Raw genomic sequence first — 26,411 nt, 5'->3', positions numbered from 1 at the left:
GATGGATTAATTGCTTTTTCGCCGCCGCACAAGCCATCTTGCCGCAATCGATACACAATCCATCGCTAGGTGCCCTTTCGGGACATCGCAAAAGGAGATTTCCATGACCAAATCCATCTTCCCAGCCGCATTCGCTGCTCCCATGCTTGCTGCTTCGCTGTTTGCCGCAGCCCCGGCTCACGCCGATGACAAGGACATGCGAATCATCGTGACCGGAGAGGGAGAAGCCGCCATCAGTCCCGATATGGCGATCCTGACCATCGCCGTGGTGCGCGAAGCCGAAACGGCACGCGCCGCGCTCGACGCGAACAATGAAGCGATGACCTCCGTGATCGATGCGATGAAGGGAGACGGCATCGAGGCGCGCGACCTGCAGACGGGCGGCCTGTCCATCAACCCACGCTATGTCTATCCGAACGACAAGAATGACGAGAAAACGCCACGCATCGTCGGCTACGAGGTCGGCAACACGCTCACCGTACGCATCCGCGATCTCGACAAAGTCGGTGCCATCCTTGATCGGTCGGTCACTCTGGGTGTGAATCAGGGCGGTGGCCTGAGCTTTACCAATGATGACCCGTCCGCCACCATCACCGAAGCGCGCAAGCGCGCCGTAAAAGACGCGCTGGACAAGGCGAAGACACTCGCTGAGGCTGCCGGCGTTGAACTGGGCGACATCGTCGAGATTTCCGAGCAGATGCAGCACCGTCCGCCGATGCCCTATGCCGGCAAGGCCGTCCGGATGCAGGCTTCGGCAGAGGCCGTTCCAGTGGAAGCCGGCGAAAACGCCTATCAGGTACAGGTCAATGTGACCTTCGAGCTCGACAGATAAGCCGGGCATCACACGATAGAACACAAAAGCCGCCGGCGAATGCCGGCGGCTTTTATGTTTGGATGGCAGAGTCCAGGAAGTGTGAAACCGATCCGATCAGCGAATCACCGGGCAGCGCGGCGCACGGGCAAACACTACGTGCTGACGCCCCCAGTGGGTGCGTCCGGCCACGCGGATGATGTTACGGTTGGCCCTCACGACGCGGGCACGGCGCAACCCCATGCGTTCCGCCTTGCGAACCGCCTGACGCGGCGAGCAGGCACGATAATGGCGGCGAGGACGTTCGGCTCTATGGCTGCGTCCGCTATTGCCATAGACATAACCGCCCGACGGGCCGCCAATACCAAAGCCGAAATAGAGACTGTCCGCCTGAGCCGTGGCGGGCGCTGCCGCCAGAGTGCCCAGCCCGATCATTGCGGAAAGAGTGGCGATCTTCAGTTTCTGAAACATGGTGCTCTCCTTGCTGGTTCGGGACCCTCACGCCCCTTCATGGAGATCACGATGTCAAACCGCGCCTGAACGGTTCGGGAATGTGCCGTTCATACCGTGTTCAGCGACCCGCCGACAAAGCCGCAAGCCATTGCGTCCTGTTGCGCTGCTCGGTGATGCGCGTGATTTCGCCGCCATCGATTTCGAAGAACATGCCACCCGGCAGCGCATAGGTCTGTCCCGTAGCTTCCGGCAGACCGTCCGCCCTTGCCCGATAGGTGCCGCGGACGGTGAATTCCGCTGCCACACGCACACCGCCCGGCGCGCTCATGACGGCGATGTCGGCAAGGCGTTCATCGAAATGCCGCGCCGCAAGCCCCAGATGCCAGCGCAGTTTCTCGCGGCCAATCTCCCGCTCCCCGTCAAAGGGATCATGCGCCACATCCTCGCTGACAAGCGCCAGCGCTGCATCGTGATCACTGGCGTTCAATGCATCCAGATAGGAGTGCACAAGGCCGGACGCCTCTTCGTTGGACATGCTCGTCGCTCCTCGTTCATCGCTCATTCCGGAAGACAATCCCGCATCCCGTCTATGGTTCCTCATCCAGGATGAAGGCGAAATAATCCTCCGCCTCGGCCAGTTCGTCCTCGCTCGCCTTCACGCGGCCGCGCATGGAGATACCGGCCTCGTGCACCGTGTTGGGGTCGCCGGAAACAAGCGGGTGCCACCACGGCAGTTCCTTCCCCTCCGCCACCAGGCGATAGCCGCACGTGCTGGGCAGCCAGGGAATGGTTCCCACATTGTCGGGTGTGAGCCGCACACAGTCTGGAACGCGCTTCAGCCTGTTCTGGTAGTCGCTGCACCGGCATGTACCGCCATCGAAAAGGCGGCATCCCACGCTCGTCCAGTAAATCTCGCCGGTCTCCTCATCCTCGAGCTTGGCGAGACAGCATTTGCCGCAGCCGTCGCACAGGGCCTCCCATTCCCGGTCGTTCAACTCCGCGAGCGTCTTGGTCTTCCAGAATTCTTTCATCGTCATCATCGAGCTTTGGACCGCCGCGCATCGCGCGTCAAGCGCCGTTTCAGGCCGCATTTCCGCCACGCCCTCGCCATCATCACGCCATGGTTTCACACGCTCCGGTATCAATCGCGCGCAAAAGGGAACCGAACGTCATCGAAGCGGTTAAGCCGGCGATGGGACGCCTGCACACAGGAGAAAATCTATGTCGACGCGAAAGCGGATCATGACGACAACCGCCCTTGGCCTGCTGATTGCCGCCACACCGCTGGCGATGCAGCGGAGCCTTGCAGTCGAGCGTTCTGCCGGCATGGTGCTAGCACAGGCAGAAAAGCCCGAAGGCATGACGGAAGAGGCCTGGCGCGCGCTCTTGAAGAAGCGGGGCGGCGAGGCTCAGGAAGAAGAGGAGCCGGCTGAAGAAGAAGCCGCCCCGGCAACCGAACCGGAGAATGCACCGGAGGTAGAACCCGTCCCGCCGGCGCCCGAACCCACCCAGCCTGCCGCCGAGGAGGAAGTGCCCGCGGAGCCTCCGATCGAGACGCCTGAGGACATGGAAAGCGCTCCCGCGATGGAAGAGCCGACCCAGCCGGAGAGCGAGGCTGCACCAGAGGAAGTCCCTGCTGAAACCGAAGCACCGGAAGAGCAGGCTCCCACCCCGATTGAGCCAGAGGCCGAGGAAGAAGCGCCCCCGGCGGAGGATGCTCCTGCTGAGGATGAGCCTGCCGAATCCGAACCCGAAGCGGCACCGAAAGAAGCCCCAGCCGAAACGGAAGCATCGGAAGAACCCGCACCTTCGCCTCCTGAAGATGAAGCCGCTGAAGAACCGGCGTCCACTGCCGAGCCGCCTGCCACAGAGACGGAGAAGACCGCTCCGACCGCCGGCGAGCGGCCCGAGGCAGAGGGCGAAGCTGTCCCGCAGGCACCCGAAACCACGGAACCGGCCGATGACAAAAGGCCGGCAACCGATGCGGGCGAGCCGCAGGAAGAACCGGAAGCAGGTGCCCGACCTGAACAACAGGACTCCGAGCCTCTGCCTGAAAACGCCGCTCCGGTTCTCGACAGTGCAAAGGAGCCGGAGGCAGATGGCGAAGCACAGCCCCGCTCCGAAACCGAAGCACCTGAGGCAGACAGTGCCGAAGCTCCCGCAGAAGCACGCAGGGCACCTCCCCCCGAGAGCGATGCCGAGGCGCAGGCAGATGCTGTCAACGCGGAAACGCTTCGCACCGAGATCCGCAATATCCTTGAAGAGCAGGGTCAGCGCATCGAGATGGGTGCTACCCGGGAGGAACGCAGCGAGCGCCGGCGTGAACTTCGCCAGCGGCGCGAGGATGCCGAGGTGGTGCGTGAATTCAACGACAACCGCACCATCATCCAGATCAACAATCAGGTGTTCGTTGAAAGCCAGGACAGCGACCGTCTCATCCGTGACGATGACGAGGTTTTCTACGAAGAGCTGCCGCGTGGTCGCGTGCGCGAGGTTGTCACACGGCCCAATGGCGTCCGCCTGATCACCGTCCGCAACCGCTATGGCGATGTCATCCGCCGTGTGCGCATCGCGCCGGACGGGCGTGAGCAGGTTCTCGTTTTCGTGCCGGACGAGCGGCTGGAAACGGTTGACCGCTGGCACGATCCGGCACGCGACCTGCCCCCGCTCCGGCTGACGATCCCGGTCAGCGACTACATTCTTGAGGCCGAGCAGGTTGAAGATCCCGACCGCTACTATACCTTCCTGGAGAAGCCGCCGGTCGAACGGGTTCAGCGCATGTACTCGCTTGAAGAGGTGAAGCGTTCGGCCCGCGTGCGCGACATGGTGCGCCGTGTCGATCTCGACACGATCGAATTCGCTTTCGGCTCGGCCGATGTCGAAGAAAGCGAGATAGACGAACTCGAGGCAATCGCCACGGCGATCGAGCGCATGCTCGACGAGAACCCGGCCGAAACCTTCCTGATCGAAGGCCACACGGATGCGGTCGGTTCGGACCTGGCCAATCTGGCGCTGTCAGATCGCAGGGCCGAATCCGTTGCCCGCGCTCTGACGGATGTGTTTGGCATCCCGCCTGAAAACCTTGTCACACAGGGCTATGGAGAACGCTATCTGAAGATCGATACCCAGGAGCGCGAGCGTGAAAACCGGCGCGTGGCCCTACGGCGGATCACCCCGCTTGTCGCCCCGGTCGCGAGCGCTAACTAACCCGTGAGCGCTTTGCGCCTGGTGCCTTGAGAAAGGCAGGCGAAAGGAGCCCGGCCGGAAACTCCCTCCTCCGGCCGGGTTTTCGTTCTGGCATTGCGTACAATCGCTTCTGGAGTTTCCAGCCAGAACAGGAATGCTTTAGAGATCGACAGATATGTTCAAAGGAGTTCTCCCGTGACTTCGAAGCGCTTGGGCGGCGTTATCGCCGCCGTTCCCACGCCCGTGACAGAAAACGGCGAGCCCGACACGGCACGGTTCCTGCGCCATGCGGAATGGGCCCTCGACAATGGATGCCACGCCTTGAATGTCCTTGGCACCACAGGCGAGGCCAATTCGTTCTCAGCCAGACAACGCATGGCGCTCATGGAAGCCGCCGCCAGTGCTATCGATCGCGCCCGGTTGATGGTGGGCACGGGAACCCCTGATCTGGAGACGACCATAGCGCTCACCCGCCGTGCGCACGATCTGGCTTTGCCGCCGCGCTCGTTCTGCCACCCTACTACTACAAGGGCGTCAACGACGACGGCCTGTTCGCCTGGTTTGAGCGCCTTGTCGCAGCCACATCCGGCAACACCATTCCCATCTATCTCTACAATTTCCCGCAGATGACAGGCCTCACTTTTTCGCCGGTTCTCGCCCGGCGCCTGAAAGAGGCCTTTCCCGACCGGATTGCCGGTGCCAAGGACAGTTCGGGCGATCTCGACTACGCATCTAAACTCGCCAGGATCGACAGTTTCGATGTCTTCCCGAGCAACGAGGCCGCACTTTCCAAGGCAGAAGCGGAAGCTATGCCGGCTGCATCTCGGCCACCGCCAGCGTGACCGCACCGCTCGTCGCCAAATTATGGGCCGAGCCCACCAACGACGACGCACTCGAAGCAGCGTCGAGCGCGCGCACCGCAATTTCCGCGCAGCCGCTCATTCCCGCCATAAAATACCTGACAGCAAGACTGCACGATGATACCGGCTTCGCTCTGCCACTCCCGCCGCACATGCCGCTTACCGACGCGCAGAAAGCGGCCCTGGACGAAATCCCTCTCTAAAACAGCGAAACGGCAGCTCCGCATTGCGGAACTGCCGTTTTTTCTTCACTGGAGCCGTGCGAAGTGAATGGCTGCGCGTCAGCCCGCCTTCTCACCCAGTTCCGAGATGCCGCCATTGGCCGCAGACCATTCGAGCGGCTGGTTCAGGAACTTCTCCACCTCATCGAGCGTCTTCTCGTCGAACAGTTTCTCCGTGCGCGCAACCTGCAGCACGTCCCACCAGGTGGTGAGATAGTGAAGACGCATACCCGCATCCTCCAACCGCTTGGGCGTATCCGGAAAAATCCCGTAATAGAACACGGCGAATGTATCGGTCACTTCGGCGCCCGCCTTCCGCACCGCCTCGGCGAATTTCAACTTGCTACCGCCATCCGTGGTCAGATCCTCCACCAGGAGCAGCCGCGCACCCTCGTTCAGATTGCCTTCGATCTGCGCGTCCCGGCCAAAGCCCTTGGGCTTCTTGCGCACATAGAGCATGGGCAGGCCGAGCTTGTCGGAGAGCCAGGCGGCAAACGGGATACCCGCCGTCTCACCACCGGCCACCGCATCGAACTTCTCGAAGCCGGCATCACGCAGCACAACAGAGGCCGCGAAGTCCATGATTGCCGAGCGAATACGCGGATAGGAAATGAGTTTCCGGCAATCGATATAGACCGGGCTCTTGAGCCCCGACGTGAAGGTATAGGCTCATCGGCCCGGAAATGAACCGCCTTGATCTCGATCAGCATCTTGGCCACGGTCTCGGCAATCAGGGCGCGGTCGGGGAATGTGTTGGCGAACATGGCTGGCTCTCGTTTGGTGACGCGGCTTTCAGCTATCAGGATTGAACGCCGGGCGGAAGTTTTTCCGACAATATTCCGGTGGATGGCTTTGCACCATCCGTCCCACAATTTTCTCGACGCATCGTGTCGGAATGCGGCAAGGTTCGCCGTCTTCCAATCGAGAAAGGAACCGGAATGCTCTACGCGATTCTCTGCTATCACAATGAAGACGTCGTCATGTCCTGGTCCCAGGAAGAGGACGATGCAGTGCTTGCCAAGCGTCGGCGGGTTCAGAAGGAGCTTGTCGATACGGACCGTATGGGGCCGGCAATCCGGTTGATGCCCACTTCAGCGGCAACGACGCTCCGCGCTTCCGGCAACGAGCACCTGGTGCTCGATGGCCCCTTCGCAGAGACCAAGGAACAGTTACTCGGCTTCTACGTCGTCGATTGCGAGAACCTGGAAGAGGTTGTCGATTTCGCCAAACGCATGAAGGAAGGCGAGAGCGTGACCTTCGAGATCCGTCCGGTACAGATTTTTGAGAAAGGCAACCTGCCTGAAAGGGAACCGTCCGCCAAATGACCGAACTGGCCTGGATCGAGAATGCACTGACCAGCGCGCGCCCGCAGGCAATGGGCGCGCTCCTGCGCTATTTCCGCGACCTCGACCGGGCCGAGGAAGCTTTCCAGGAGGCGTGTCTCCGGGCCCTGAAGAACTGGCCGGTCAAGGGTCCGCCGCGCGACCCGACCGCCTGGCTGATTTTTGTCGGCCGCAATGCGGCGCTCGACGGTGTGCGGCGCGACAGCCGCAACACCGCATTGCCGCCTGAAGACAGGATATCGGATATCGAAGATGCCGAAGCCGATATGGCCGAGCGGCTGGACGATGCGCATTACCGGGACGACATCCTGCGGCTGATGTTCGTGTGCTGCCATCCCGACCTGCCCGCGACCCAGCAGGTGGCGCTTGCATTGCGCATCGTCTCAGGTCTGAGCGTGCGAGAGATTGCGAGCGCCTTTCTGGTTGGCGAAAAGGCGATGGAACAGCGCATCACCCGCGCCAAACGCCGGGTTGCCGAGGCTAATGTTCCCTTTGCGGCACCCGACGCCGTCGAGCGCTCGAAGCGGCTCGGTTCGGTCGCCGCGATGATCTACCTGGTCTTCAACGAAGGTTATTCGGCGACCAGCGGCGCGGACGTCGTGCGCGCCTCGCTATGCGATGAAGCGATTCGGCTTGCCCGCCTGCTGTTGCGGCTCTTCCCCTCCGAGCCCGAGATCATGGGGCTCCTCGCCCTGATGCTTCTCCAGCACGCCCGCAGCGCCGCCCGCACGGATGCGGATGGCAATGCCGTTCTGCTCGACGACCAGGACCGCACGCTCTGGAATCGCACCGGCATTGAGGAGGGTCTGGCCCTGGTGGACAAGGCTCTGCGCCACGGACGGCCGGGCCCCTATCAGGTGCAGGCGGCGATTGCGGCACTTCACGCCCGCGCCCGCACGCCTGAGGAAACCGACTGGGAGGAGATAGATCTTCTCTACCAGATGCTCGAAAGCCAGACACCGTCACCCGTCATCACGCTCAACCGTTCCGTAGCCATATCGAAAATCCGGGGGCCTGAGGCCGCGCTGCAGTTGATCGCCCCTTTGGCCGAGCGCCTGTCAGGCTATTTCTATTTCCACGGCGTGCGCGGCGCCTATCTGAGCGAGATCGGGCGCACGGAAGAAGCGCGCGAAGCGTTCGACCGTGCCATCGCACTCGCCCGCACGCCAGCCGAAGCCGCGCATATCCGCCAGCACCTCGATCGGCTGGCCGTGAAAACCCGGGCCATCTGAACCCCGCTGAAAAAATTCAGACAGCTTGTCGGATACGCCGGTCGTCATTCGTCCTGATGACAAGTCCCGATATCCGGGTCTTGGCATCAGGAGAAAATCATGTCCGAAACACATGTCGTTGCAGATGAACAGGAAATGCCGAAGACACTCGGCGGCGTCGTCCCCTATCTCATGGTTGATGGCGCCTCGAAGGCCGCCGAATTCTACAGACAGGCCTTTGCTGCCGAAGAAGTCTTCCGCCAACCGGAAGACGAGAACGGCCGCACCATGCACATTCATCTCTACATTCACGACGGTTCGCTCATGTTGAGCGATGCCTATCCGGAATATGGACAGGAATTGCGCGACCATGCCGGATACACGCTGACCCTTGCAGTCGACGATGTCGACGGCTGGTGGGCGCGTGCAGTCGGTGCCGGCATGGAAGTCATCATGCCTCTGGAACGCATGTTCTGGGGAGATCGCTACGGCCAGCTCCGCGACCCGTTCGGCGTAACCTGGGCCATCGTCGGGAAGTAACCCCGCGTCCCTGGAACGCTGGCTCACCTTCTCTCGCGGCGCATGGCCCTTCCCCAGGTGCTCCCCAAGCCCCGGGGCCTTTCCGCGCCGCGATGGGCGGCCGGGGGGCGAAAAACATCCCCGGCCGTTTTCCCCCTGTCGCTTTACAGGAACGCCTGCCACGCACTAGGCTGTGTCGGCAAGGGATCGAGAGGCGTTGCCACATCCCTCTTCGCCGACGCAGAGCGCTATGCCGCGTCAACATCTTCTCACACAAAAGCGATTGAGAGACAGACATGAGCCAGGTCAAAAGCGGCGATGTCGTGCGCATTCATTACACGGGCAAGCTGGCCGACGGCACGCAGTTTGATTCCTCGGCCGGACGCGAACCGCTCGAGTTCAAGGTCGGCAGCGGCCAGATCATTCCCGGTCTCGACCGGCAGATTCAGGGCATGAAGCAGGGCGAGAGCGGTACCCTGAACATTCCCGCAGCGGAAGCCTATGGCGCACGCGACGAAAACCAGGTGCAGGTCGTGCCCCGCTCGGCGCTGCCGCCGGAGCTCGACGTACAGGTCGGTTCCAACCTTCAGGCTACCACCCAGGACGGAAATCAGATTTCCCTCACGGTGGTCGGCGTGGGTGATGATGAAATCACTGTCGACGCCAATCACCCCCTGGCTGGACACGATCTGGTCTTCGACATCGAAGTCGTCGAGATCGTCGGTGCCTGAATAGAACAATACGGAAGCCGCCGGTGCATTGGCACCGCGGCTCCCGGGTTCGCCATGTAGCCTTACTGCGGAATCGCGTCCGACGAATACTGATCGGCGAATTCCGCGGACGGCGGGATTGGTTTGATGACGTCGATCAGCACGCCGTTCGGATCGGCGGTGATGAAGTGACGCTGGCCGAACGCCTCATCGCGCAGTTCCAGCAGGACCGGAAGCCCCGCCCCTTTCAGCCGATCATATTCGGCATCCACGTCTTCTACCTCAAAATTCAGGATCAGACCTGAAACCTGCCCCCGTCCGCTTTCCGGCACCGTCGCGTGCGTTCCGTCCAGAATGGCAAGATTGACGCTGGGGTCGTTCCTCGACTGGAGATGGACATACCAGTCCGCCTCAAAGGCGGGCTGAAAGCCGAAATGCGCGCAGTAAAACGCTGCTGTTTCGGCGACTTTGCCTGTCATGATGACGGGGTAGTAGCTGGTAACTTTCATCGGCGTGGTTCCTGTTGGCGTTGCGCGCAACTGCATGTCCTGCTTCTTGCGACTGGTAAAACGCTTGCAATCGCCAGTCTCCGCTATAAACATACAGACTGCATGTATCATCAATTAACATACAGGCTGCATGTATGCAACAGGAAACAACCCGACGCACCAACCGCGAACGCAGTGAGGAAACCCGTGACAGGCTCATTCAGGCCGCCCGACGCCTTTTCGTGGAAAAATCCTACGCGGAAACGGGAACACCGGAGATTGTCCGTGAAGCCGGCGTCACGCGGGGCGCGCTTTACCACCACTTTGCCGACAAGCAGACCCTGTTCGCCGCTGTCGCCGAACGCGAAGCGAGGGCTGTGGCCGAGGAGATCGAGCGAAACACGGTCGGCTCTCCGTCAGCCACCGCCTCCCTGATCGAAGGCGGTAAAGCCTATCTCAAGGCGATGGCCGAACCCGGGCGGACACGCCTTCTGCTGCTTGATGGGCCTGCCGTTCTTGGCAGAAGCGGAATGGATGAAATCGACAACCGCCACGGCAACAGGACCTGCGTGAAGGACTACAGGCTGCCATCGAGGCCGGGCAGATCCGCAGACTGCCTCTCGACGCATTGACGGGCCTGCTGGGCGCGGCATTCGACCGGGCGGCACTGGCGATCAATGCCGGTGCGGACGCCGCTGACTATCAGGCGGGCCTCGCCGGCCTGATCGAGGGGCTGGCTCCGGCCTCGTAGGCGCTCATTTCTTCTCCTTGCCCGCCCTGCCCCCGGCATCCCGCGCCGGGTTGGGAACCTCGACCCTGAGACCGGCAACGAGTTCGCGCGCTGCTGAAAAGAACTCCCGGTAGAGGATCGAGACAAAGAGCAAAACACTGACGCCGATGGCCGCCCAACCGGAGACGAACCAGGCAATCATGCCCAGTGAGAAGTAATAGGCCCGGATGCCCTGGTTGAAATTGCGCGCCGCAATCGTGTTGAGCGCGGCCATGACGTAGATTTCCTCAGGGTCGCATTCATCCGCCTCGTCCGCCGCCCCGAGCATGATGCAGAAATGGTTGAATTGCCGCAGCGAGAGCGTGAAGGACAGGAACGCCATCACGAACATCACGAGAAACAGCACAAGGTGCCGCTCAACGGCCGCTTTCGAAATCTCCTGCGCTGGCTGCATGACCGAGACAGCTTCCACCACGCGCTGATCTGGCCGAACACCGCGATCAAGGCCAGAATGATGAGCACGGTGGTTGAGGCAAAGAAGGAGACCGCCCCCATGAGATTGCCCGAAAGGATTGCATCCATCGGCGTCTCGCGCCGCACCGCATTGCGCACCCAGCGATGGCGCTGCGCCCCCATGATGATGGAAAGCGAAGGCCGCCGCTTTTCCAGCCAGCTTGCAAAGACGGTGTAGAACCCCCAGCAGAAAATGGGAAAAAGCGATGCAGCGAGTGTCAATATAAAAGCCTTTGAGCCCTGTTGACCGCGAACGGCAAGTCTGACCGAACCGGTGCCGATGGTCCAGTCACCCAGCGCTTTTTGAGCATCGGACCGAAAAGTGGAACCCGGTTTTCGGTTTATTCCGATGCTCCACTAATAATTTAGATCGTCCTTTGTGCGTCCGGATGGACGCACGGCGATCTAGTGCATCGGACCGAAAAGTGGAACCCGGTTTTCGGGTTATTCCGATGCTCCACCAATAGTTTGGATCGTCCTTTGCACGTCCTGATGGACACACGACGATCTAAGGACTGTGGGAGGCTGAAAGCTCCTCGCCCGGTCAGCCGAAAATCTGGTCGCCCTGTTCGTCGATGACCTGGCGGCCCTTGCGGATAGCCTGTTCCGCGGCGAGATCAGCACTTGGAAAGCGGTCCGCACGCACCAGACGGTGCTCCCGGCGAACGCCGTCCACCTCTTTCCAGATCACCGCACATGTCTGAAACTGCCCGCCCTCGGAGAAGGGCGTCGGCTGAATCATGAATCCCTTGTGCTCCACCGCGTCCCCCATGGGCTCGCCTTCACCCGCCTCGGATGTGCCCGCTCCACCTCCAAACAGGCGCTTTAGAAATGACATGCGCTTACTCCCGTTGTTGTCGTAGCTTATCGCGTTTTACCCTCACCCGCACGCCGGTGAAACAGGAAGAACACAGCTTGTTCAGGCGAGATGCAGAACCACGTCGCGCCTGTGTGGATGGACCCGGTGCTCGAACAGATAAATTCCCTGCCACGTGCCCAGTGTCAGCCGGCCGTTCATAACCGGTATGCCGATGGAGGTTTGTGTCAGAGCCGCCTTGATATGGGCCGGCATGTCGTCGGCCCCTTCAATGCGGTGAACCACCCACGACATGGACGCATCGGCGGATGGCGGCACGAGCCTGCTGAAAAAGGCCTGCAGATCCCGCTTCACATCCGGGTCGGCGTTTTCCTGAATGATCAGCGAACAGGATGTATGCCGAACGAACAGCGTCAGGAGACCGGCATCGACGCCCGCCTCCCTCACGAAACGGTCGACCCTGTCGGTGAACTCATAGAGCCCCGCCCCTGCAGTCGAAACGGAGAGGATCGTCTGTTGCATGATGCCGTGGTGCCCCCGGGGAGCAAACCTGTCAAGCTTAACCGGGAAAGCTGGGTTGAGAACTCATCCTACAGCGCCGCGCGTCTTATAAGACGCGCAAAGGACGCTGTAACACTTTCAAATGAGTTCATTTGAAAGCGACATGCATTAGCCAAGCGAACTGATGATCTCGATATAGGCCGCTTCCGGAAACGCTTCATCACCTGTGTACGAACGTTGCCACCCATACCGATGGTGAGCGCAAAGCGCGCCGCAACCGCGTCGTCTGGAGCCTCCGCGACAACGACCATGTCATGGGCGCCCATGGTGAGATAGAATGCTCTAAGGGTTCCGCCCATCTGTGAAAGCACGGCCTTTGCGGCCTCAAGCCGCTTGGGCGATTCCTTCACGCTCTTTATGCCCTGGTCGGTCCAGTTGAGCAGAATGACGTAGGTGGTCATATCGCACCTCCCTCCGGCAGGGAGTCCCCAAGGGGCATCCGCGCCGGTCAAAGCGCCCGCACCGCCATCTTCAAGTCTGCGCCCGTGTCCTTCAGGCCGCAAGCCTGGAATTCGAGGTAAATCAAAACCATCCGGACAGGAAAAAGCCGGGCACGAGGCCCGGCTTCATCATTTGGAATGTGCTGGCGGTCAGCTGTCGAGGAACGACCGCAGCTTGCGCGAGCGGCTCGGATGCTTGAGCTTGCGCAATGCCTTGGCCTCGATCTGGCGAATACGCTCACGCGTCACCGAGAACTGCTGGCCAACTTCTTCAAGCGTGTGGTCGGTGTTCATGCCGATGCCGAAACGCATGCGCAGCACGCGCTCTTCGCGCGGGGTCAGCGAGGCGAGAACGCGCGTCGTCGTCTCGCGCAGATTCGCCTGAATAGCCGCGTCGATGGGCAGAACCGCGCCCTTGTCCTCGATGAAGTCGCCGAGATGCGAATCTTCCTCGTCACCCACCGGGGTTTCAAGCGAGATCGGCTCCTTGGCGATCTTCAGCACCTTGCGCACCTTCTCGAGCGGCATGGCCAGCTTTTCAGCCAGCTCTTCCGGGGTCGGCTCACGGCCGATCTCGTGCAGCATCTGGCGCGAGGTGCGAACGATCTTGTTGATCGTCTCGATCATGTGGACCGGAATGCGGATCGTGCGGGCCTGGTCGGCAATCGAACGGGTGATCGCCTGCCGGATCCACCACGTCGCATAGGTGGAGAACTTGTAGCCGCGCCGATACTCGAACTTGTCCACCGCCTTCATCAGGCCGATATTGCCTCCTGGATCAGATCCAGGAATTGAAGGCCGCGGTTCGTGTACTTCTTGGCGATGGAGATCACGAGGCGCAGATTGGCCTCGACCATCTCTTTCTTGGCGATTGCGGCTTCGCGCTCGCCCTTCTGCACCTGGTTCACGATGCGCCGGAACTCGCCGATGGAGATCGCGGTTTCCTGTGCGAGATTCTGGATCTCCGCACGCAGATCCTCAATCGCCTTCGCCTCGCTCTTCGAGAACTCCTTCCAGCCCTTGCCGGAAAGCGTTGCAACGCGCTCGGTCCAGTTCGTGTCAAGCTCCGAGCCCTGATATTCCTTCAGGAAGGACTCTCGCTTCACGCCGTAGCTCTCGGCAAGCCGCAACAGACGACCTTCGTTCTGCACGAGGCGCTTGTTGATGTCGTAGAGCTGCTCGACCAGGGTCTCGATACGCGCATTGTTGAGCGAAAGCGACTTCACCGAGGTGATGAGTTCGCCCTTCAGCTGCTTGTAGCGGCGCTCCTGGCTGGTCGACAGGGTGTCGGCGTCCGCCAGGCTCGATTCCACCTTCTGATCCTGCAGCTTGCGCAGCTTCTTGTAGGTGTCGGCGATGAAGTCCAGCGTTTCCATCACGCCGGGCTTGAGTTCGGCTTCCATCGCGGCCAGCGACAGATTGGCCTCATCCTCTTCGTCGTCCTCTTCCTCGGGCTGCCCCTCGCCGCCGACATCGGTGACATCGTCGCCGCGTGTGCGCTTGGGCTTTTCCTCTGCCGCCGGCTTGTTCTCCTCGTCGGGCCGCTGCACGACCGGCGCCTGCTTGGCCTCAGGCCCCGCATAGGTCGCCTCGAGATCGATGATCTCGCGCAGGAGAATCTTGCCTTCGTTCAGTTCGTCACGCCAGATGATCAGCGCCTGGAAGGTCAGCGGGCTCTCGCAGAGCCCGGCGATCATCGTCTCGCGGCCGGCTCGATGCGCTTTGCGATGGCGATTTCGCCCTCGCGCGAAAGAAGCTCCACCGAGCCCATCTCGCGCAGATACATGCGCACGGGATCGTCGGTGCGATCCGTCGGCTCTTTTTTCGTCGTGGTCGCAACCGCGGTTCCCGACTGCGTGGTCAGCTCGCCGCCTTCCTCGCTGTCATTGGAATCGTTGTCTTCCGCAACTTCGTCTTCCTCGACCACATTGATGCCCATATCCGAGAGCATCGCCATCGTGTCTTCGATCTGTTCGGAACTGACTTCGCCGGAAGGAAGGACGGCGTTGAGCTCGTCCATCGTCACATAGCCGCGCTTCTTGGCGGCCTTGATCATCTTCTTGACTGCGTCGTCGGAAAGGTCGAGCAAGGGGCCGTCTGAGCCCTCGCGTTCGGTTTCGACCTCTTCCTTCTCTTTTGTCGCCATGCTTTGCCTTCTCCAACCGAGCGGGGGTCCATGCCACCCCGTCGCCGCCGCTGCAACGGCTGTCCGTCGCGGCATCTCGCAACCTGATTCGTGGTCTAGCGCTGGCCGCGTTAATGCCGGATTAACCCTGATACTTAGGTGGACTCCCTGTCACGTCCAATTTCGGTATCTTGCTCTTGCGTGCTGCACGCTTTTCCGCGGCAACACGGCATATTCTCGAATCGATCCTGATTCCTGCATTCCGGCGCAAGGTCAAGCCGAAGCGCATGATTCGTGTCAAAAAAGCGAATCAAACAGCGATTCTGATGCTTTTTTATGTTTTGGCGGGTCTTGGACACGCCACGATGCCACTTGGTCATCAAGATCGATTCGCACGCCCCGATAGAATGCCGAAGCCTTCTATGAGCGCTTCGGTTGCCTGCAGGTTGCTCAGCTCTGCCTGGATCTCCACCAGATGCCGGGCGTCCTCTTCATTCCAGTCGTTGGCCAGCGCCAGTTCAGCCGCTTTAAGCTCCTTATGTAGAGAGCCTGCGCGCCGGTGCAAGTGGAGGGTCTGCGCAAAGGCTTCCCGAGCGTCATCCAGAGCCGCATTTTCAAGCGCCGGCCACATATAGGCGGATTTCACCCGCGCCTCCGCCTGCTTCCAGACGGAAAGGAGCCCGTCTGCCTCGATTTTTTCCAGAAGAAGCGCGCGGTCGTGCGTCGGATTGTGCGCCACCGCATCGAGGATCGCCATGCGCAGCCGGCCGAGATCGGCGCTCGCCAGCAACATCTGGTCGAGCGCGTCGAAATACTCGTCGATCAAAGCCGGGTGGTTCACCAGCGAAACCAGAAGCGTGGCCTCCCGGAGCGGCATGGTCGGCGTCGAGCTGCGCACCAATGCGGACCGGGCAAGGCTCTCGGAGACCGCCAGCCGTCCCGAGGCCCCGCCGGGGCGCCCGCCAAAGCCGCGGTTTCGTCCCCCACCGCCACCATCGCGGAAGCCGCGCTGTCCACCACGCTGAGACTGATTGCCGCCGAAGAAGGCCCGCGCACGCTCGCGCATATCCTGACTGTAGTGGCGCTTCAGGTTTTCGTCGCCGATCCGCGCCGTCAGCGCCTGCAGATTGCGCTCCAGTTCAGCACGCCGCTCAGGCGTATCGAACACCTTGCCCGAAGTTTCGCGCATCCAAAGCATGTCGGCCAGCGGCCGCGCACCGGAGAGAACCGCGGCAAAGGCGTCCGGCCCCTCCTCCCGCACCAGGTCGTCAGGTCCTTGCCCTGCGGCAGGAGAGCGAACCGCAGGCTGCGTCCCGGCTGGACCAGCGGCAGCGCAAGGTCCGCCGCACGCCATGCAGCCCGCAGACCCGCCTCATCGCCATCGAAACACAGAACCGGTTCCCCCGACATGCGCCACAAAAGATCGAGCTGGTTCTCGGTCAGGGCGGTGCCGAGCGGCGCCACGGCGTTCTCGAAGCCGGCCTGCGCGAGCCCGATCACGTCCATATAGCCTTCCACCGCGATCACCGCCGCGCCCTTGGCGGTCGAGCGGCGCGCCCGCGCGAGGTTGTAAAGAACGGTTCCCTTGTGAAAGAGCTCGGTGTCGGGCGAGTTGAGATATTTGGCGGGCACATCCTTCGACATGGCACGCCCGCCGAAGGCGATCACCCGTCCCCGGGCATCCTCGATGGGAAACATGATGCGGTCACGGAAGCGATCATAAGAAACCGGAATATCCGGACCGAACACCACGAGACCACAGGCCTCGATCTGGTCTTTCGTCACCCCCTTGCCGGCCAGGAACTCCTTGAGTGCATTGCGGCTCGATGGCGCGTAGCCGATCCGGAAGGTCTGCTGTGTGGCACTGGAAAGCCCGCGTCCGCGCAGATAGGCCCGCGCCTCCGCGCCCTGCTGTGCCTGCAGCATGCTCTGGAAGAAACCCGCTGCCATTTCCATGACGTCCGAAAGCGAGGCGCGCTGTTGCTCCCGGCGCTCTGCCTGCGGGTCGCGCTGGGGCATGGGCACGCCCGCCATATCGGCCACCCGCTCCACGGCCTCCGGGAAGCTGATGCCATCCAGTTCGGACAAAAACCGAAAATGATCACCCGAAACCCCGCAGCCAAAACAGTGGTAGCGGCCCTTCCTGTCTTCGCAGTGAAAGCTCGGCGTGTTCTCTCCATGAAACGGGCAACAGCCCCAATAATCGCCGCGCGACGCATTCGTCTTCTTGCGGTCGAACGTCACGCGCGTCCCCACCACCTGCGATATCGGCACGCGGTCACGGAGTTCGTCGAGAAAGGAATTTGGAAAACGCATTTTGGTCCTGCCTACGCAATCATATAAGCATGATCGCCAGCCACCGCGACCCCTGAAGACGCTTCTTCCCGGTATTCACAGCCTGATATGACAGGCGGCGCAACAGCCCCGCATACAACTTAACCGATTGTTCAAACGCAGGTGCTAAACCCGCCCCAATCGATAAAACAAACCGGCCCTCGTAACCGGTAATGCAAGCAATCTATCAGGGTGGCGAAACACGTGCTTACGGTTTACAATTGCATTGTCAACGAACATGATCCACGGCTGGTTCTTCTGGCCGGAGTTCTTGGAGCCATCGCCTCTTTTGCTGCGGTAACGCTCCTGCGGCACCTGCGAAAATCCAACGGCCAGACCCGCCTGTTATGGACGGCTGTCGCCGCCATCTGTTTCGGCTTCGGTGTGTGGGCCACGCATTTCGTGGCCATGCTTGCATTCTCCCCCGGCCTACCGACCGCCTACGATGTTCCCATCACCGCTCTTTCACTGGTGCTCGCAGTCCTCTGCAGCGGTCTGGGTATGTCCATCGCCACAGCCCGCCCCACTCTGGACCACCATCTGGTCGGAGGGGCAGTGATTGGTGCAGGCATCGCCGTTATGCATTTCACCGGCATGATTGCCTTTGAAGTAGAAGGCCGGCTGGAATGGGATATGACTCTGGTGGTGGCTTCGCTCGTTGCGGGCATTGTCCTTGGAGCACTGGCCATCCGTATCGCTCTGGAGCGCGTCTCGGGGAAACGCAACCTCGCCGCGAGCCTCGTGCTCACGCTCGCGATCTGCACCATGCATTTCACTGCGATGGGCGCTGCCTCTATCGTTCCTGATCCCTCGATCACAATCTCGCAATTCTCGGTCCCTTCTGCCGCGCTTGCTGCAGCGGTCACGCTGGCTGCAATCATGATCTTCGCCATGACAGCCCTGGCACTCTGGGTCGACATCCGCGATAAACGCCGCGCCGTTGCAGAAGAGCGCCGCATGCGCGGTCTCGCCAATGCCGCCTTCGAGGGCCTTATTGTTTGTGACGACACGAAGATTGTCACCGCCAATCAGAGCCTTGCAAGGTTGTGCGGCCGTTCGATCGAAGAGCTTTCCGGCATGGATTTCACGGTAATCTTTGGCGCGATCGACCAGAACGGGGCGATAGCCGAGCAACCCGTCTGGGAAACCACGCTGGAACACGCTGATGGCACGAGCCGCCCGGTCGAACTGCTTTCGCGTGTTATCGACTATAATGGGAAACCACATACCGTCATCGCGATCAGGGATTTACGAGAGCGCAAGAAGCAGAGGCCGATATCCGACGCCTTGCCATGCACGATACACTGACCAATCTTCCGAACCGGCGCAGCTTCACCGCTCAGCTGGAACAGGAAATGGCGGCACTTGCCGATGGAGAGGCCATTGCGCTTCTTTGCCTGGATCTGGATCGCTTCAAGGAAGTCAACGATCTGTTCGGTCACGCCGCCGGAGACGCGATGCTGCGCAAGGTGGCCGAGAATGCTGGCAACGTATTGAGCGAAGGCCAGATGCTTGCTCGTCTGGGTGGCGACGAATTTGCCATCATCGCCCCAGGTATCTCAGGCCCGGACGATGCAGCGATGCTCGCTGAACGGGTGCTTGAGGCGTTTCGGGCAGAAAATGCGCGCGCCAGCAATGACGGACTCATGTCGACGAGCATTGGCATTGCTCTTTATCCCCGCGATGCAAAGGATCAGGAAACACTGATCAGCCATGCCGACACGGCCCTTTACCGCGCCAAATCGGAAGGGCGCGACACATTCCGCTTCTACGAACACGCCATGGGGCTTGAGGCGCGGTCCCGCAGGATCATGGAACACGAACTTCGCCATGCCGTGGCGCGCAATGAGTTTCACCTCGTTTATCAACCGCAGAAGACACTCGATAGCGGTGAGTTGATCGGTTATGAGGCCCTGCTGCGCTGGCGGCATCCCGAGCGGGGAAACGTATCGCCGGGCACCTTTATTCCGGTTGCCGAAGAAAGCGGCGCTATCGTTCCTATAGGCGAATGGGTGCTCAAGACCGCATGCCAGGCGGCCGCCGGCTGGAAAAGCAATCTGATGATTGCGGTCAACGTCTCTGCGGTCCAGCTCCACAGCATGAATTTCGCACAGACTGTTCACCGCATTCTGCTGGAAACCGGCCTGTCCCCGCACCGCCTGGAAATCGAGATTACGGAGACGGCCCTCGTGCGCGACATGCACCGTGCGCTCGCCACACTGCGGCAGTTGAAAACGCTCGGAATCCGCGTCGCTATGGACGATTTCGGCACCGGGTACTCATCGCTTTCCAATCTGCGCGCCTTTCCCTTCGACAAGATCAAGATCGACGGGAGCTTCATCCGCCAGGTGGACACGAACGAACAGGCCGCCACCATCGTCCGAGCGGTGCTGGGCATCGGTCGCGGCCTTGGCCTGCCGGTTCTGGCCGAAGGCGTGGAAACGTCCGGCGAGTTGAGCTTCCTGGCAAAGGAACTCTGCCAGATCGGCCAGGGATACTACCTCGGACGCCCGAGCCCGCTCGACGATCTGCAGGAAGATGGCATTCAGGCAGAAGAAAAACACTCAGACGCCAACGCGGCTTAAGCCCTTCGCCCTCCGGCAAATGCGTCTCGAGCTTCACGGCACTCAACCACAGCGCGCTGGCGACAACGCTTCCAGCAGTTGGGCAGCCAGCACCGGCACTTCAGCCGGTCCGCCGCCAAAGCAAAAAGGACGGCTCGGTTAAGCCGTCCTGTAATTGCATCCGAAAGATCTGGCGGTCTGCTTGGAGCATTTGCCGTCAGGTGGGAAGAGCTGACGTTCGCATAGATGCAGAAAAACAATGAGATGGAGAGGACAGCGTTTCTGTGAAACGATGAGCCTTTCTAGCGCAACATGCCCTTGACGATACCGCTGGCCTTGCCGAAATCCATGCGCCCGGGGAATTTCTCCTTCAGCACATTCATGCACCGGCCCATGTCACGAAGCCCGTCTGCGCCAACTTCATGAACCACCTGCGCACAGGCCTGCTTCAGATCGTCCTCGCCGAGCGGCTTGGGCAGGAATTCGGTAATCACCGAGATTTCCTCGCGCTCCTGCTCGGCAAGCTCCAGACGATTGCCCTCTTCGAAGGCTTTCGCGGATTCCTGCCGCTGCTTGGCCATCTTGGACAGAATCTGCAGAATTTCCTCATCGCTCACGGGATCCTTGCCCGCCCCGCGATTGGCAATATCCCGGTCCTTTATTGCAGTCTGAACCAGACGCAGCGTTGAAATGCGGCGTTTGTCTTTCTGTTTGACGGCGTCGTTCAACGCCCTGGCGAGTTTCTCGCGCATCATAACACCTGTCTCCCGTCGCTAAGGACGAACATAGCTCCGGCCAACTCGCGAAGCAAGCGGCAACGTTCCAATAAGCCATTGGAAACATTGACATAAATAATTAACTGCGAGTGATTGACCGTTTTACAGCCTTTGCCTATTGTCCGCACCCTGCATGGACAATTTCCTTTTCGGCCTGAATCCACCGGCTTTCGCCATACCGCGGACACCATGTCATGGATCCATTTCGCTGGGGCATATGGCCCATGCGAGACCGTCTTTCAAGCCCCCCATACTTCTGCCCCCTTGCGTTCGACGGCAAAAAGTGAGAACCGGTCTGCTCGCAGATCATGTTAAGGAATCCTGAAGCGCGCGCCGGCCTCCTGCCAGCGACCGCCTTCAGGCACACGAATGATGGAGACCCCAATGGCGACCAAGACCGCCCCCTGGACCACGAGCCGGCCGACAGCCCTTATCGTGTTGGCCGACGGCACAGTGATCGAGGGCAAGGGCATGGGTGCCGGCGGAGAGGCGATCGGCGAGCTGTGCTTCAACACGGCTCTGACCGGCTATCAGGAGGTCCTCACCGATCCGTCCTATGCCGGCCAGATCGTCACCTTCACTTTCCCGCATATCGGCAATGTCGGCGCCAATGACGAAGACATTGAAGACCTCAACCCGGCCACTCGTGCAGGCGCAGTCGGCGCCGTTCTCCGCGCCGATATCACGAACCCATCAAATTATCGTTCCAGCGGTCATCTTGATGCCTGGCTGAAACGACGCGGCCTTGTTGTCATCAGCGGCGTCGACACGCGCGCACTGACCGCTCTCCTGCGCGAAAAGGGTGCAGCCAACGCCGTCATCGCACACAATCCCGATGGCACGTTCGATATCGAAGCGCTCAGGGCAAAGGCGCGCGAATGGTCGGGGCTCGTCGGCCTCGATCTCGCAAAGGAAGTCACCTCGGGCCAGTCGCAGGGCTGGACGGAAACGCCGTGGGTCTGGGATGAGGGCTTCGGCGCGCAGGAGGCGCCGACCCACCACATCGTCGCGGTCGACTATGGCGCAAAGCGCAACATCCTGCGCCTTCTGGCCGGCCTCGGTGCGAAAGTGACCGTGGTTCCCGCCAGAACCAGCGCCGCCGACATCCTCGCCATGCAGCCCGATGGCGTATTCCTCTCCAACGGCCCGGGTGATCCGGCGGCCACTGCCGAATACGCCGTGCCCATGATCCGCGAGCTGCTTGAAACGGAAATCCCGGTCTTTGGTATCTGCCTCGGTCACCAGATGCTGGCGCTCGCACTCGGCGCGAAAACCGTCAAGATGCATCAGGGCCATCACGGCGCGAACCATCCGGTGAAGGATTTCACCACCGGCAAGGTCGAGATAGTTTCCATGAACCATGGTTTCGCGGTCGATGGCGACACGCTGCCGGAAGGTGTCGAGGAAACCCACGTTTCCCTGTTCGACGGCAGCAATTGCGGCCTGACGATCGCCGGCAGGCCCGTTTTCTCGGTCCAGCATCACCCGGAGGCATCTCCCGGCCCACAGGATTCCCACTATCTCTTCCGCCGCTTTGCCAACCTGATCCGTGAACGGCGGGGCGAGCCGCTCTCGCCGAATAAGCAAAGGGCGGCCTCGGGCCGCCCTCTTCATTTTTTGCGTCTGCCTGCCTCGGTCAGGAAGAGAGACGCAGCTTCACGATCTGCTCGCCGATCTTGTCGAACACTTCCTTGAGCTGACGGCTCGAAGGTGTGTCAAAATACTGATCGGGACGGCTCGCGCAGGAGCGCATCATGTCACCCGTGCCGGTATCGCGGACCTCGAGCCGGATCGTGTAGATGTCGATACCGCTCTTCTTGGCAAAATCGCAGGCCTCGATTGTCTTGTCGTTCATCAGCCTGGTGGATTTGCCGGAACTGGCGTTGACCTCCCCCTCAAGGCGTCCCTCGACCATGTAGCCAAAGCTCGTGTAACGAGACCGAAGACGGTTGCGCAGAACGCCAAACGTGTTCGCACCGTCCGTCAGGACAACCATGACCTTGACCAGGCCATCCTCTGAATTCCCCGCAGGGAATGGCTCGTCCGGCGAGAGAACGCGTGCGCCCCAGGAAACACCTTCCATGATGTTGGTGTTGCCCTCGGCCTCGAACTGCCTCACCTTCGACTTGAGAATTGTATAGTCGTTGGTGAGCGGCGTCAGCGGCTCGGAACTGCACATGTAGTTTGGCCCCGGGGCATTACGCTTGGGCTTGGGCTTCTTGCCGCCCAGCAGATTCCCCAGAAGATCGAAACCGTATTTTCCGACCTTTTTCACTTTGCCAAGGACACTGTTGTCCAGCGGATCAACCGACGAGTCGAGATAATCGTTATAGAAGCGCTCTGACCGGCCGGTACCCGGCTCATCGATCGCGAACGCAGGAACGAAAAGGCTGGCCGGGTCTCGCCGGTCCGAGGGCGTTGCCGCCACATCGTGTCGCGTGGTGCCATCACGCATGCGTGTCTCGACGCAGCCCTTCCACTCGACTCCGAGACGGTTGTAGGCCTGGAAGCGGCTGATGCCGGTCTGAAGCTCGAGTTGGGGAACCTCGCTTTCCCCGTAAAGATCAAGCCAGGATGCACCGGTCCCCTCCTTCATCTTCCCCTTGTTGTCGAACTCCGGCCCATATTGCGGTCCTACATTCACAAAGGTCGAGAAAGGCACAAGCGCAAAGCGCAGGCGCTCCTTATTGTCCACCTGCGCGGAGATGTTGTCGATCATTTCCTCAACGGCTTTTTTCATGTCGCGCAGTTTGCGGCCTCTCATGGAACCGGTGGTGTCGAGCACCAGTGCAATTTCATAAGAGACCAGAGCGACATCGGCCTGGGAGGTCGCGCCCACCGGCATGGATTTCTTACCGAATATCCCGCCGAAGAGCAGGTCGACATCGACATTGGCCTTCACCCGCACGGAGCGACCATCGCGATCGACCTTTAGCGCATAGTATGTTGCGGGGAGATTGCCGTCGAGAAAGGAGCGCGCAATGCTCTCCGCCTCCGCATCGGAAATCTTCTTTCCCCTTTGCGCCACTGCCAGCGCCGCCGTATCGAGAGCATTTTGCAACTGCGAGTGCTCACGGCTCATGTTGGAGTAATCCAGAGCAAAGCCGGAAGCACCGATCAGCGCCATGGCTGACAGGGCCGTCATCATTGCGAAGTTGCCAGACCTGTCGGCGCCAAAACTCCGACACAGAAGAACACCGGAGCGCAGTACGCGTCCTAACCGAGAAATCATGTTGCCCACCCAAGCATTTTTTGTTGGCGGCAACCTAGTCTGCGGATTTTAAGAACGCGTTAAACGGGTAGTTGCAATTCTACACGCGAAGATTGCGTGTCGGAGAGTGCTTCTTCCGCCTGAAGGGCAGGCCGAGCAGCCACATGATGGAGAAGCCCAGGATCAGGCCCGCTCCGGTCCACACAAATCCGTGCAACGTAATGGGGATGGCCGGCTCAAAATCCTGAAAAGCTCCCTGCAGGACAGGACCGTCGGGCGCACGCGCCACAACCAGAGGTCTGAGCACGGGCATGGCTTCGTCAAAGGCCTGCGACTGCCGTTCCAGATCGCCCAGGCGGCCAATGGCGGTCCGAACGGAGGTCGCACGGTTCTGCAGAAAGGCACTGCCCGTCTTCTCGTAGACCTGAATAGCGTTTTCGCGGCTCAGATTGTTGTTGGCCGCATCGGCATCGAAGGCTTCTATGACCTGCCTCAACTCGTCCTGGGCACCGTTGAGCCGTTGTCTATACTGCTGGGAAAACTCAGGCGCCTGCGATGTGACCGACCCGCAGACAACAGCCACAACAAGGCCGAGTATTCGTCCTAGTCCAAACATGTTCCGATCCACCTCTTGCGTGGTAGAGGAACGACTGGCGCAGGCCTAGATTGGTTCGTTGAACGTATCGCAATCGGCCAGCCGTCCGCTCTTGAGCCCCCGCGCAAACCACGTCCGCCGCTGCTGCGACGTACCATGGTTGAAGCTTTCCGGCACCACATAACCCTGGGTGCGGCGTTGCAGCGTATCGTCGCCAATCTGGTTGGCCGCATTCAGCGCTTCCTCGATATCGCCATCTTCCAGAAGCCCTTTCTGGGCCGTGTAATGTGCCCAAATGCCGGCGAAGCAGTCGGCCTGCAGTTCGACACGGATCGACATGGCGTTGGCCTCGGCCTGGTTCATGCGCTGCCGCATCTGGTTGAAGCGCGGTAGAATGCCGGTCACGTTCTGCACGTGGTGCCCCACCTCGTGCGCCACCACATAGGCCTGTGCAAAATCGCCCGAAGCTTCGAAGCGGCGCGAGAGTTGATCGAAGAAGCCGAGATCGAGATAAACCTTCTGGTCGCCCGGACAATAGAACGGACCAGTCGCTGCCGAGGCGAAGCCACAGGCAGAGCGCACGGAATCGGTAAAAAGAACCATGGCCGGTTCCTTGTAGTCGAGCCCCTGGGATTCGAAGATGCCATTCCAGGTGTCTTCCGTTTCTGCCAGCACGACGCTCACGAACTGCTTCATCTCATCGCTGGCACCGCTGGTGCCCTGCCGCTGTGTGGTGGTCGTCTGGCCGCTCCCACCGGGCCCTCCGGCCAGCATCTCCAGCGGGTCGATACCGCAGGCACGCAGGGCGAAGAAGAGCACGACCAGAACGATGATACCGGAGAGACCGCCGCCGGCACGTCTGCCGCCGCCCATAGGCAGCCTTATACGCCCGCCGGACCGGCCAAATCCACCAGGAAACGACCCTCCGCTTCCCGAACGACCCCTGCGGTCCTCGACATTGCTGCTTTGGCGACGACCCTTCCAGCGCATACGTGCAATTCCCAGTTGCCTTTAATAAATGATAGTTATCGCTTATACGCCAGAAGGCCAGAGGTTGTTTCCCGGCTCGCGGAGGAGAAGGCGACCTCCTGCAGGCGATTTGTGCATCGCCAGCAGGAACGTCGAGCGCCTCAGGCAGCGGACACCGCGTCGCGCGTCCTGCGCCCGCGCCGAACAAAGGCAAGTGCGAGCAACGGGAAGATGGCAGCGACCAGACCGAGTTCCCAGACCTGCCCGAATTCCAGCACGCGCCCGCCAATGAGCGTACCCAGTCCGATACCGAAATAGATGGCTGAGACATTCAGTGCCAGCGTCAGCCCCGCCACGTCCGGCGCATACCCCACCAGCCGGCTCGCCTGGGCGGGCGGAAAGCTCCAGCCGAGAAAACCCCACGGCACCAGAAGCGCGATGAGAAGCGGTGCAGCGACCCTGTCGGGCACGAACAGCATGATGGCGCTGAAAACAACGGCGAAGAGAGCGGCAAAGAGCATGGAGCCGACCACGACGCGGGTCGCGCCGATCCGGTCAGCCAGCCGCCCGCTCGCATAATTGCCGAGAATGGCGCCGCAGCCGTAAGCCAACAGCACTGCGGGCAGGTAATCCGGCGCCAGCCCCACCCCGTCGATGGCGATCGGGCCAAGATAGGCGATGATTGTGAACCCTCCGGTCAGATAAAGCAGGGTAACAGCAATCGCCCGCGCGACGCCCGGGCGCCGGATCACCAAAAGCCTCTCTCCCAGCGGCGTGTGCGAACCGTCGAGATCGCGCGGCAACTTCCACCAGAGCGCAAGAAGGCAAAGAAACCCCACACCGGAGAGCCCCAGAAAGGCTCCACGCCAGCCAACGTAATGCGCCAGCAGCGAGCCGGAGGGCGCTCCAAAAGCCAGCGCAAAGGTGGTTCCGCCGACAACGACGGCAATCGCCGCAGCGCGGCGTTCCGGGCC

20 protein-coding genes and 8 pseudogenes are annotated in these 26,411 nt (G+C 60.9%); 12 read left to right on the top strand and 16 right to left on the bottom strand.

The window, feature by feature from the left end; genetic code table 11:
* The first annotated feature begins 103 nt into the window (after window positions 1–103).
* Complete coding sequence (locus tag JCM21793_RS13065; RefSeq protein ID WP_007007500.1) at window positions 104–832, top strand: SIMPL domain-containing protein; 729 nt, start codon at window positions 104–106, stop codon at window positions 830–832.
* Window positions 833–928: 96 nt separating this feature from the next.
* On the opposite strand, the gene JCM21793_RS13060 is transcribed toward JCM21793_RS13065, so the two are convergent.
* The 3 genes from JCM21793_RS13060 to JCM21793_RS13050 all read right to left on the bottom strand — a co-directional run bounded on the left by JCM21793_RS13060 (window position 929) and on the right by JCM21793_RS13050 (window position 2,295).
* Window positions 929–1,282, bottom strand: a complete 354-nt coding sequence (locus tag JCM21793_RS13060; protein WP_007007499.1) for a hypothetical protein — start codon at window positions 1,280–1,282, stop codon at window positions 929–931.
* 100 nt (window positions 1,283–1,382) lie between these two features.
* A complete protein-coding gene (locus JCM21793_RS13055) occupies window positions 1,383–1,799 on the bottom strand; it encodes a nuclear transport factor 2 family protein (RefSeq protein ID WP_007007498.1) in 417 nt (138 codons plus the stop codon).
* Between the two features lie 52 nt (window positions 1,800–1,851).
* Entirely contained in the window at window positions 1,852–2,295 is a 444-nt protein-coding gene (locus JCM21793_RS13050; RefSeq protein ID WP_025030661.1) for a YcgN family cysteine cluster protein, read from the bottom strand.
* Between the two features lie 190 nt (window positions 2,296–2,485).
* Here JCM21793_RS13050 and JCM21793_RS13045 point away from each other — a divergent pair, with 190 nt between their 5' ends.
* The 3 genes and pseudogenes from JCM21793_RS13045 (at window position 2,486) to JCM21793_RS30305 (ending at window position 5,513) form a co-directional block, all read left to right on the top strand.
* Window positions 2,486–4,471, top strand: a complete 1,986-nt coding sequence (locus JCM21793_RS13045) for an OmpA family protein (RefSeq protein WP_025030660.1) — start codon at window positions 2,486–2,488, stop codon at window positions 4,469–4,471.
* Between the two features lie 174 nt (window positions 4,472–4,645).
* Window positions 4,646–5,292, top strand: a pseudogene (locus tag JCM21793_RS31505) (dihydrodipicolinate synthase family protein).
* Window positions 5,289–5,513 (top strand): hypothetical protein, encoded by a 225-nt coding sequence (locus JCM21793_RS30305; RefSeq protein WP_025030658.1) that lies wholly within the window; start codon window positions 5,289–5,291, stop codon window positions 5,511–5,513. The pseudogene JCM21793_RS31505 and the gene JCM21793_RS30305 overlap by 4 nt, the downstream one beginning before the upstream one ends.
* Before the next feature lie 78 nt (window positions 5,514–5,591).
* Here JCM21793_RS30305 and JCM21793_RS25805 read toward each other — a convergent pair.
* Window positions 5,592–6,241, bottom strand: a pseudogene (locus JCM21793_RS25805) (orotate phosphoribosyltransferase).
* On the opposite strand from JCM21793_RS25805, the gene JCM21793_RS30985 reads away from it, so the two are divergent.
* The 5 genes from JCM21793_RS30985 to JCM21793_RS13010 all read left to right on the top strand — a co-directional run bounded on the left by JCM21793_RS30985 (window position 6,215) and on the right by JCM21793_RS13010 (window position 9,335).
* Window positions 6,215–6,340, top strand: a complete 126-nt coding sequence (locus JCM21793_RS30985; RefSeq protein ID WP_280113520.1) for a hypothetical protein — start codon at window positions 6,215–6,217, stop codon at window positions 6,338–6,340. The pseudogene JCM21793_RS25805 and the gene JCM21793_RS30985 overlap by 27 nt on opposite strands.
* A 129-nt stretch (window positions 6,341–6,469) precedes the next feature.
* Window positions 6,470–6,856 (top strand): YciI family protein, encoded by a 387-nt coding sequence (locus JCM21793_RS13025; RefSeq protein WP_007007493.1) that lies wholly within the window; start codon window positions 6,470–6,472, stop codon window positions 6,854–6,856.
* A complete protein-coding gene (locus tag JCM21793_RS13020) occupies window positions 6,853–8,106 on the top strand; it encodes an RNA polymerase sigma factor (RefSeq protein ID WP_025030657.1) in 1,254 nt (417 codons plus the stop codon). The genes JCM21793_RS13025 and JCM21793_RS13020 overlap by 4 nt, the downstream gene beginning before the upstream one ends.
* 99 nt (window positions 8,107–8,205) lie before the next feature.
* Window positions 8,206–8,625, top strand: coding sequence for a VOC family protein (locus JCM21793_RS13015; protein WP_025030656.1), 420 nt, complete (start codon window positions 8,206–8,208; stop codon window positions 8,623–8,625).
* Window positions 8,626–8,900: 275 nt separating this feature from the next.
* Window positions 8,901–9,335, top strand: coding sequence for an FKBP-type peptidyl-prolyl cis-trans isomerase (locus JCM21793_RS13010; protein ID WP_007007490.1), 435 nt, complete (start codon window positions 8,901–8,903; stop codon window positions 9,333–9,335).
* 62 nt (window positions 9,336–9,397) lie between these two features.
* Here the strand turns inward: JCM21793_RS13010 and JCM21793_RS13005 are convergent, their stop codons facing one another.
* Window positions 9,398–9,823: a VOC family protein gene (locus JCM21793_RS13005; RefSeq protein ID WP_025030655.1), complete on the bottom strand. Its 426-nt coding sequence runs from the start codon at window positions 9,821–9,823 to the stop codon at window positions 9,398–9,400.
* 134 nt (window positions 9,824–9,957) lie between these two features.
* Here JCM21793_RS13005 and JCM21793_RS25800 point away from each other — a divergent pair.
* Window positions 9,958–10,553 (top strand): annotated as a pseudogene (locus JCM21793_RS25800) (TetR/AcrR family transcriptional regulator).
* A 4-nt stretch (window positions 10,554–10,557) separates the two neighbouring features.
* Here JCM21793_RS25800 and JCM21793_RS25795 read toward each other — a convergent pair.
* From JCM21793_RS25795 to dnaG, 6 genes and pseudogenes are all read right to left on the bottom strand, one after another.
* Window positions 10,558–11,267 (bottom strand): annotated as a pseudogene (locus JCM21793_RS25795) (DUF599 domain-containing protein).
* Window positions 11,268–11,589: 322 nt separating this feature from the next.
* Window positions 11,590–11,883, bottom strand: a complete 294-nt coding sequence (locus tag JCM21793_RS12990) for an HlyU family transcriptional regulator (RefSeq protein ID WP_025030654.1) — start codon at window positions 11,881–11,883, stop codon at window positions 11,590–11,592.
* Window positions 11,884–11,964: 81 nt separating this feature from the next.
* A complete protein-coding gene (locus JCM21793_RS12985; RefSeq protein WP_025030653.1) occupies window positions 11,965–12,384 on the bottom strand; it encodes a secondary thiamine-phosphate synthase enzyme YjbQ in 420 nt (139 codons plus the stop codon).
* Window positions 12,385–12,531: 147 nt separating this feature from the next.
* Window positions 12,532–12,824: pseudogene (locus tag JCM21793_RS25790) on the bottom strand (GYD domain-containing protein).
* A gap of 189 nt (window positions 12,825–13,013) precedes the next feature.
* Window positions 13,014–15,009 (bottom strand): annotated as a pseudogene (gene rpoD, locus JCM21793_RS25785) (RNA polymerase sigma factor RpoD).
* Between the two features lie 358 nt (window positions 15,010–15,367).
* A pseudogene (dnaG, locus tag JCM21793_RS25780) lies at window positions 15,368–17,304 on the bottom strand (DNA primase).
* Between the two features lie 222 nt (window positions 17,305–17,526).
* Between dnaG and JCM21793_RS25775 the strand changes: the two are divergent.
* Window positions 17,527–19,907: pseudogene (locus tag JCM21793_RS25775) on the top strand (putative bifunctional diguanylate cyclase/phosphodiesterase).
* A gap of 281 nt (window positions 19,908–20,188) precedes the next feature.
* Here the strand turns inward: JCM21793_RS25775 and JCM21793_RS12955 are convergent.
* On the bottom strand, window positions 20,189–20,638 hold the full coding sequence (locus JCM21793_RS12955) for a GatB/YqeY domain-containing protein (protein WP_025030652.1): 450 nt from the start codon (window positions 20,636–20,638) through the stop codon (window positions 20,189–20,191).
* Between the two features lie 408 nt (window positions 20,639–21,046).
* On the opposite strand from JCM21793_RS12955, the gene carA reads away from it, so the two are divergent.
* Window positions 21,047–22,357: a glutamine-hydrolyzing carbamoyl-phosphate synthase small subunit gene (gene carA / locus JCM21793_RS12950; protein WP_025030651.1), complete on the top strand. Its 1,311-nt coding sequence runs from the start codon at window positions 21,047–21,049 to the stop codon at window positions 22,355–22,357.
* On the opposite strand, the gene JCM21793_RS12945 is transcribed toward carA, so the two are convergent.
* The 4 genes from JCM21793_RS12945 to JCM21793_RS12930 form a co-directional block, all read right to left on the bottom strand.
* Window positions 22,299–23,810 (bottom strand): VWA domain-containing protein, encoded by a 1,512-nt coding sequence (locus tag JCM21793_RS12945; protein WP_025030650.1) that lies wholly within the window; start codon window positions 23,808–23,810, stop codon window positions 22,299–22,301. The two genes, carA and JCM21793_RS12945, sit on opposite strands and share 59 nt — an antisense overlap.
* A 163-nt stretch (window positions 23,811–23,973) precedes the next feature.
* Window positions 23,974–24,489, bottom strand: coding sequence for a DUF2937 family protein (locus tag JCM21793_RS12940; RefSeq protein WP_025030649.1), 516 nt, complete (start codon window positions 24,487–24,489; stop codon window positions 23,974–23,976).
* A gap of 45 nt (window positions 24,490–24,534) precedes the next feature.
* Window positions 24,535–25,458 carry a KPN_02809 family neutral zinc metallopeptidase gene (ypfJ, locus tag JCM21793_RS12935; protein ID WP_025030648.1) on the bottom strand — a complete coding sequence of 308 codons (924 nt, stop codon included), beginning with the start codon at window positions 25,456–25,458 and terminating at the stop codon, window positions 24,535–24,537.
* A 140-nt stretch (window positions 25,459–25,598) separates the two neighbouring features.
* The coding region (locus JCM21793_RS12930) for an MFS transporter (RefSeq protein ID WP_025030647.1) at window positions 25,599–26,411 on the bottom strand (813 nt) is incomplete at its 5' end.

The organism is Nitratireductor aquibiodomus NL21 = JCM 21793, from assembly GCF_000615975.1.
GTDB lineage: Bacteria > Pseudomonadota > Alphaproteobacteria > Rhizobiales > Rhizobiaceae > Nitratireductor > Nitratireductor aquibiodomus.
Note: the sequence above shows the minus strand (reverse complement) of the source record. Positions and strands in the feature narration are given on the sequence as shown.

Excerpts from the sequence above, each read along its gene's own strand:
- JCM21793_RS13065 (WP_007007500.1), top strand. The coding sequence starts at position 104 with ATGACCAAATCCATCTTCCCAGCCGCATTCGCTGCTCCCATGCTTGCT.
- JCM21793_RS13060 (WP_007007499.1), bottom strand. The coding sequence starts at position 1,282 with ATGTTTCAGAAACTGAAGATCGCCACTCTTTCCGCAATGATCGGGCTG.
- JCM21793_RS13055 (WP_007007498.1), bottom strand. The coding sequence starts at position 1,799 with ATGTCCAACGAAGAGGCGTCCGGCCTTGTGCACTCCTATCTGGATGCA.
- JCM21793_RS13050 (WP_025030661.1), bottom strand. The coding sequence starts at position 2,295 with ATGAAAGAATTCTGGAAGACCAAGACGCTCGCGGAGTTGAACGACCGG.
- JCM21793_RS13045 (WP_025030660.1), top strand. The coding sequence starts at position 2,486 with ATGTCGACGCGAAAGCGGATCATGACGACAACCGCCCTTGGCCTGCTG.
- JCM21793_RS30985 (WP_280113520.1), top strand. The coding sequence starts at position 6,215 with ATGAACCGCCTTGATCTCGATCAGCATCTTGGCCACGGTCTCGGCAAT.
- JCM21793_RS13025 (WP_007007493.1), top strand. The coding sequence starts at position 6,470 with ATGCTCTACGCGATTCTCTGCTATCACAATGAAGACGTCGTCATGTCC.
- JCM21793_RS13020 (WP_025030657.1), top strand. The coding sequence starts at position 6,853 with ATGACCGAACTGGCCTGGATCGAGAATGCACTGACCAGCGCGCGCCCG.
- JCM21793_RS13015 (WP_025030656.1), top strand. The coding sequence starts at position 8,206 with ATGTCCGAAACACATGTCGTTGCAGATGAACAGGAAATGCCGAAGACA.
- JCM21793_RS13010 (WP_007007490.1), top strand. The coding sequence starts at position 8,901 with ATGAGCCAGGTCAAAAGCGGCGATGTCGTGCGCATTCATTACACGGGC.
- JCM21793_RS13005 (WP_025030655.1), bottom strand. The coding sequence starts at position 9,823 with ATGAAAGTTACCAGCTACTACCCCGTCATCATGACAGGCAAAGTCGCC.
- JCM21793_RS12990 (WP_025030654.1), bottom strand. The coding sequence starts at position 11,883 with ATGTCATTTCTAAAGCGCCTGTTTGGAGGTGGAGCGGGCACATCCGAG.
- JCM21793_RS12985 (WP_025030653.1), bottom strand. The coding sequence starts at position 12,384 with ATGCAACAGACGATCCTCTCCGTTTCGACTGCAGGGGCGGGGCTCTAT.
- JCM21793_RS12955 (WP_025030652.1), bottom strand. The coding sequence starts at position 20,638 with ATGCGCGAGAAACTCGCCAGGGCGTTGAACGACGCCGTCAAACAGAAA.
- carA (WP_025030651.1), top strand. The coding sequence starts at position 21,047 with ATGGCGACCAAGACCGCCCCCTGGACCACGAGCCGGCCGACAGCCCTT.
- JCM21793_RS12945 (WP_025030650.1), bottom strand. The coding sequence starts at position 23,810 with ATGATGACGGCCCTGTCAGCCATGGCGCTGATCGGTGCTTCCGGCTTT.
- JCM21793_RS12940 (WP_025030649.1), bottom strand. The coding sequence starts at position 24,489 with ATGTTTGGACTAGGACGAATACTCGGCCTTGTTGTGGCTGTTGTCTGC.
- ypfJ (WP_025030648.1), bottom strand. The coding sequence starts at position 25,458 with ATGCGCTGGAAGGGTCGTCGCCAAAGCAGCAATGTCGAGGACCGCAGG.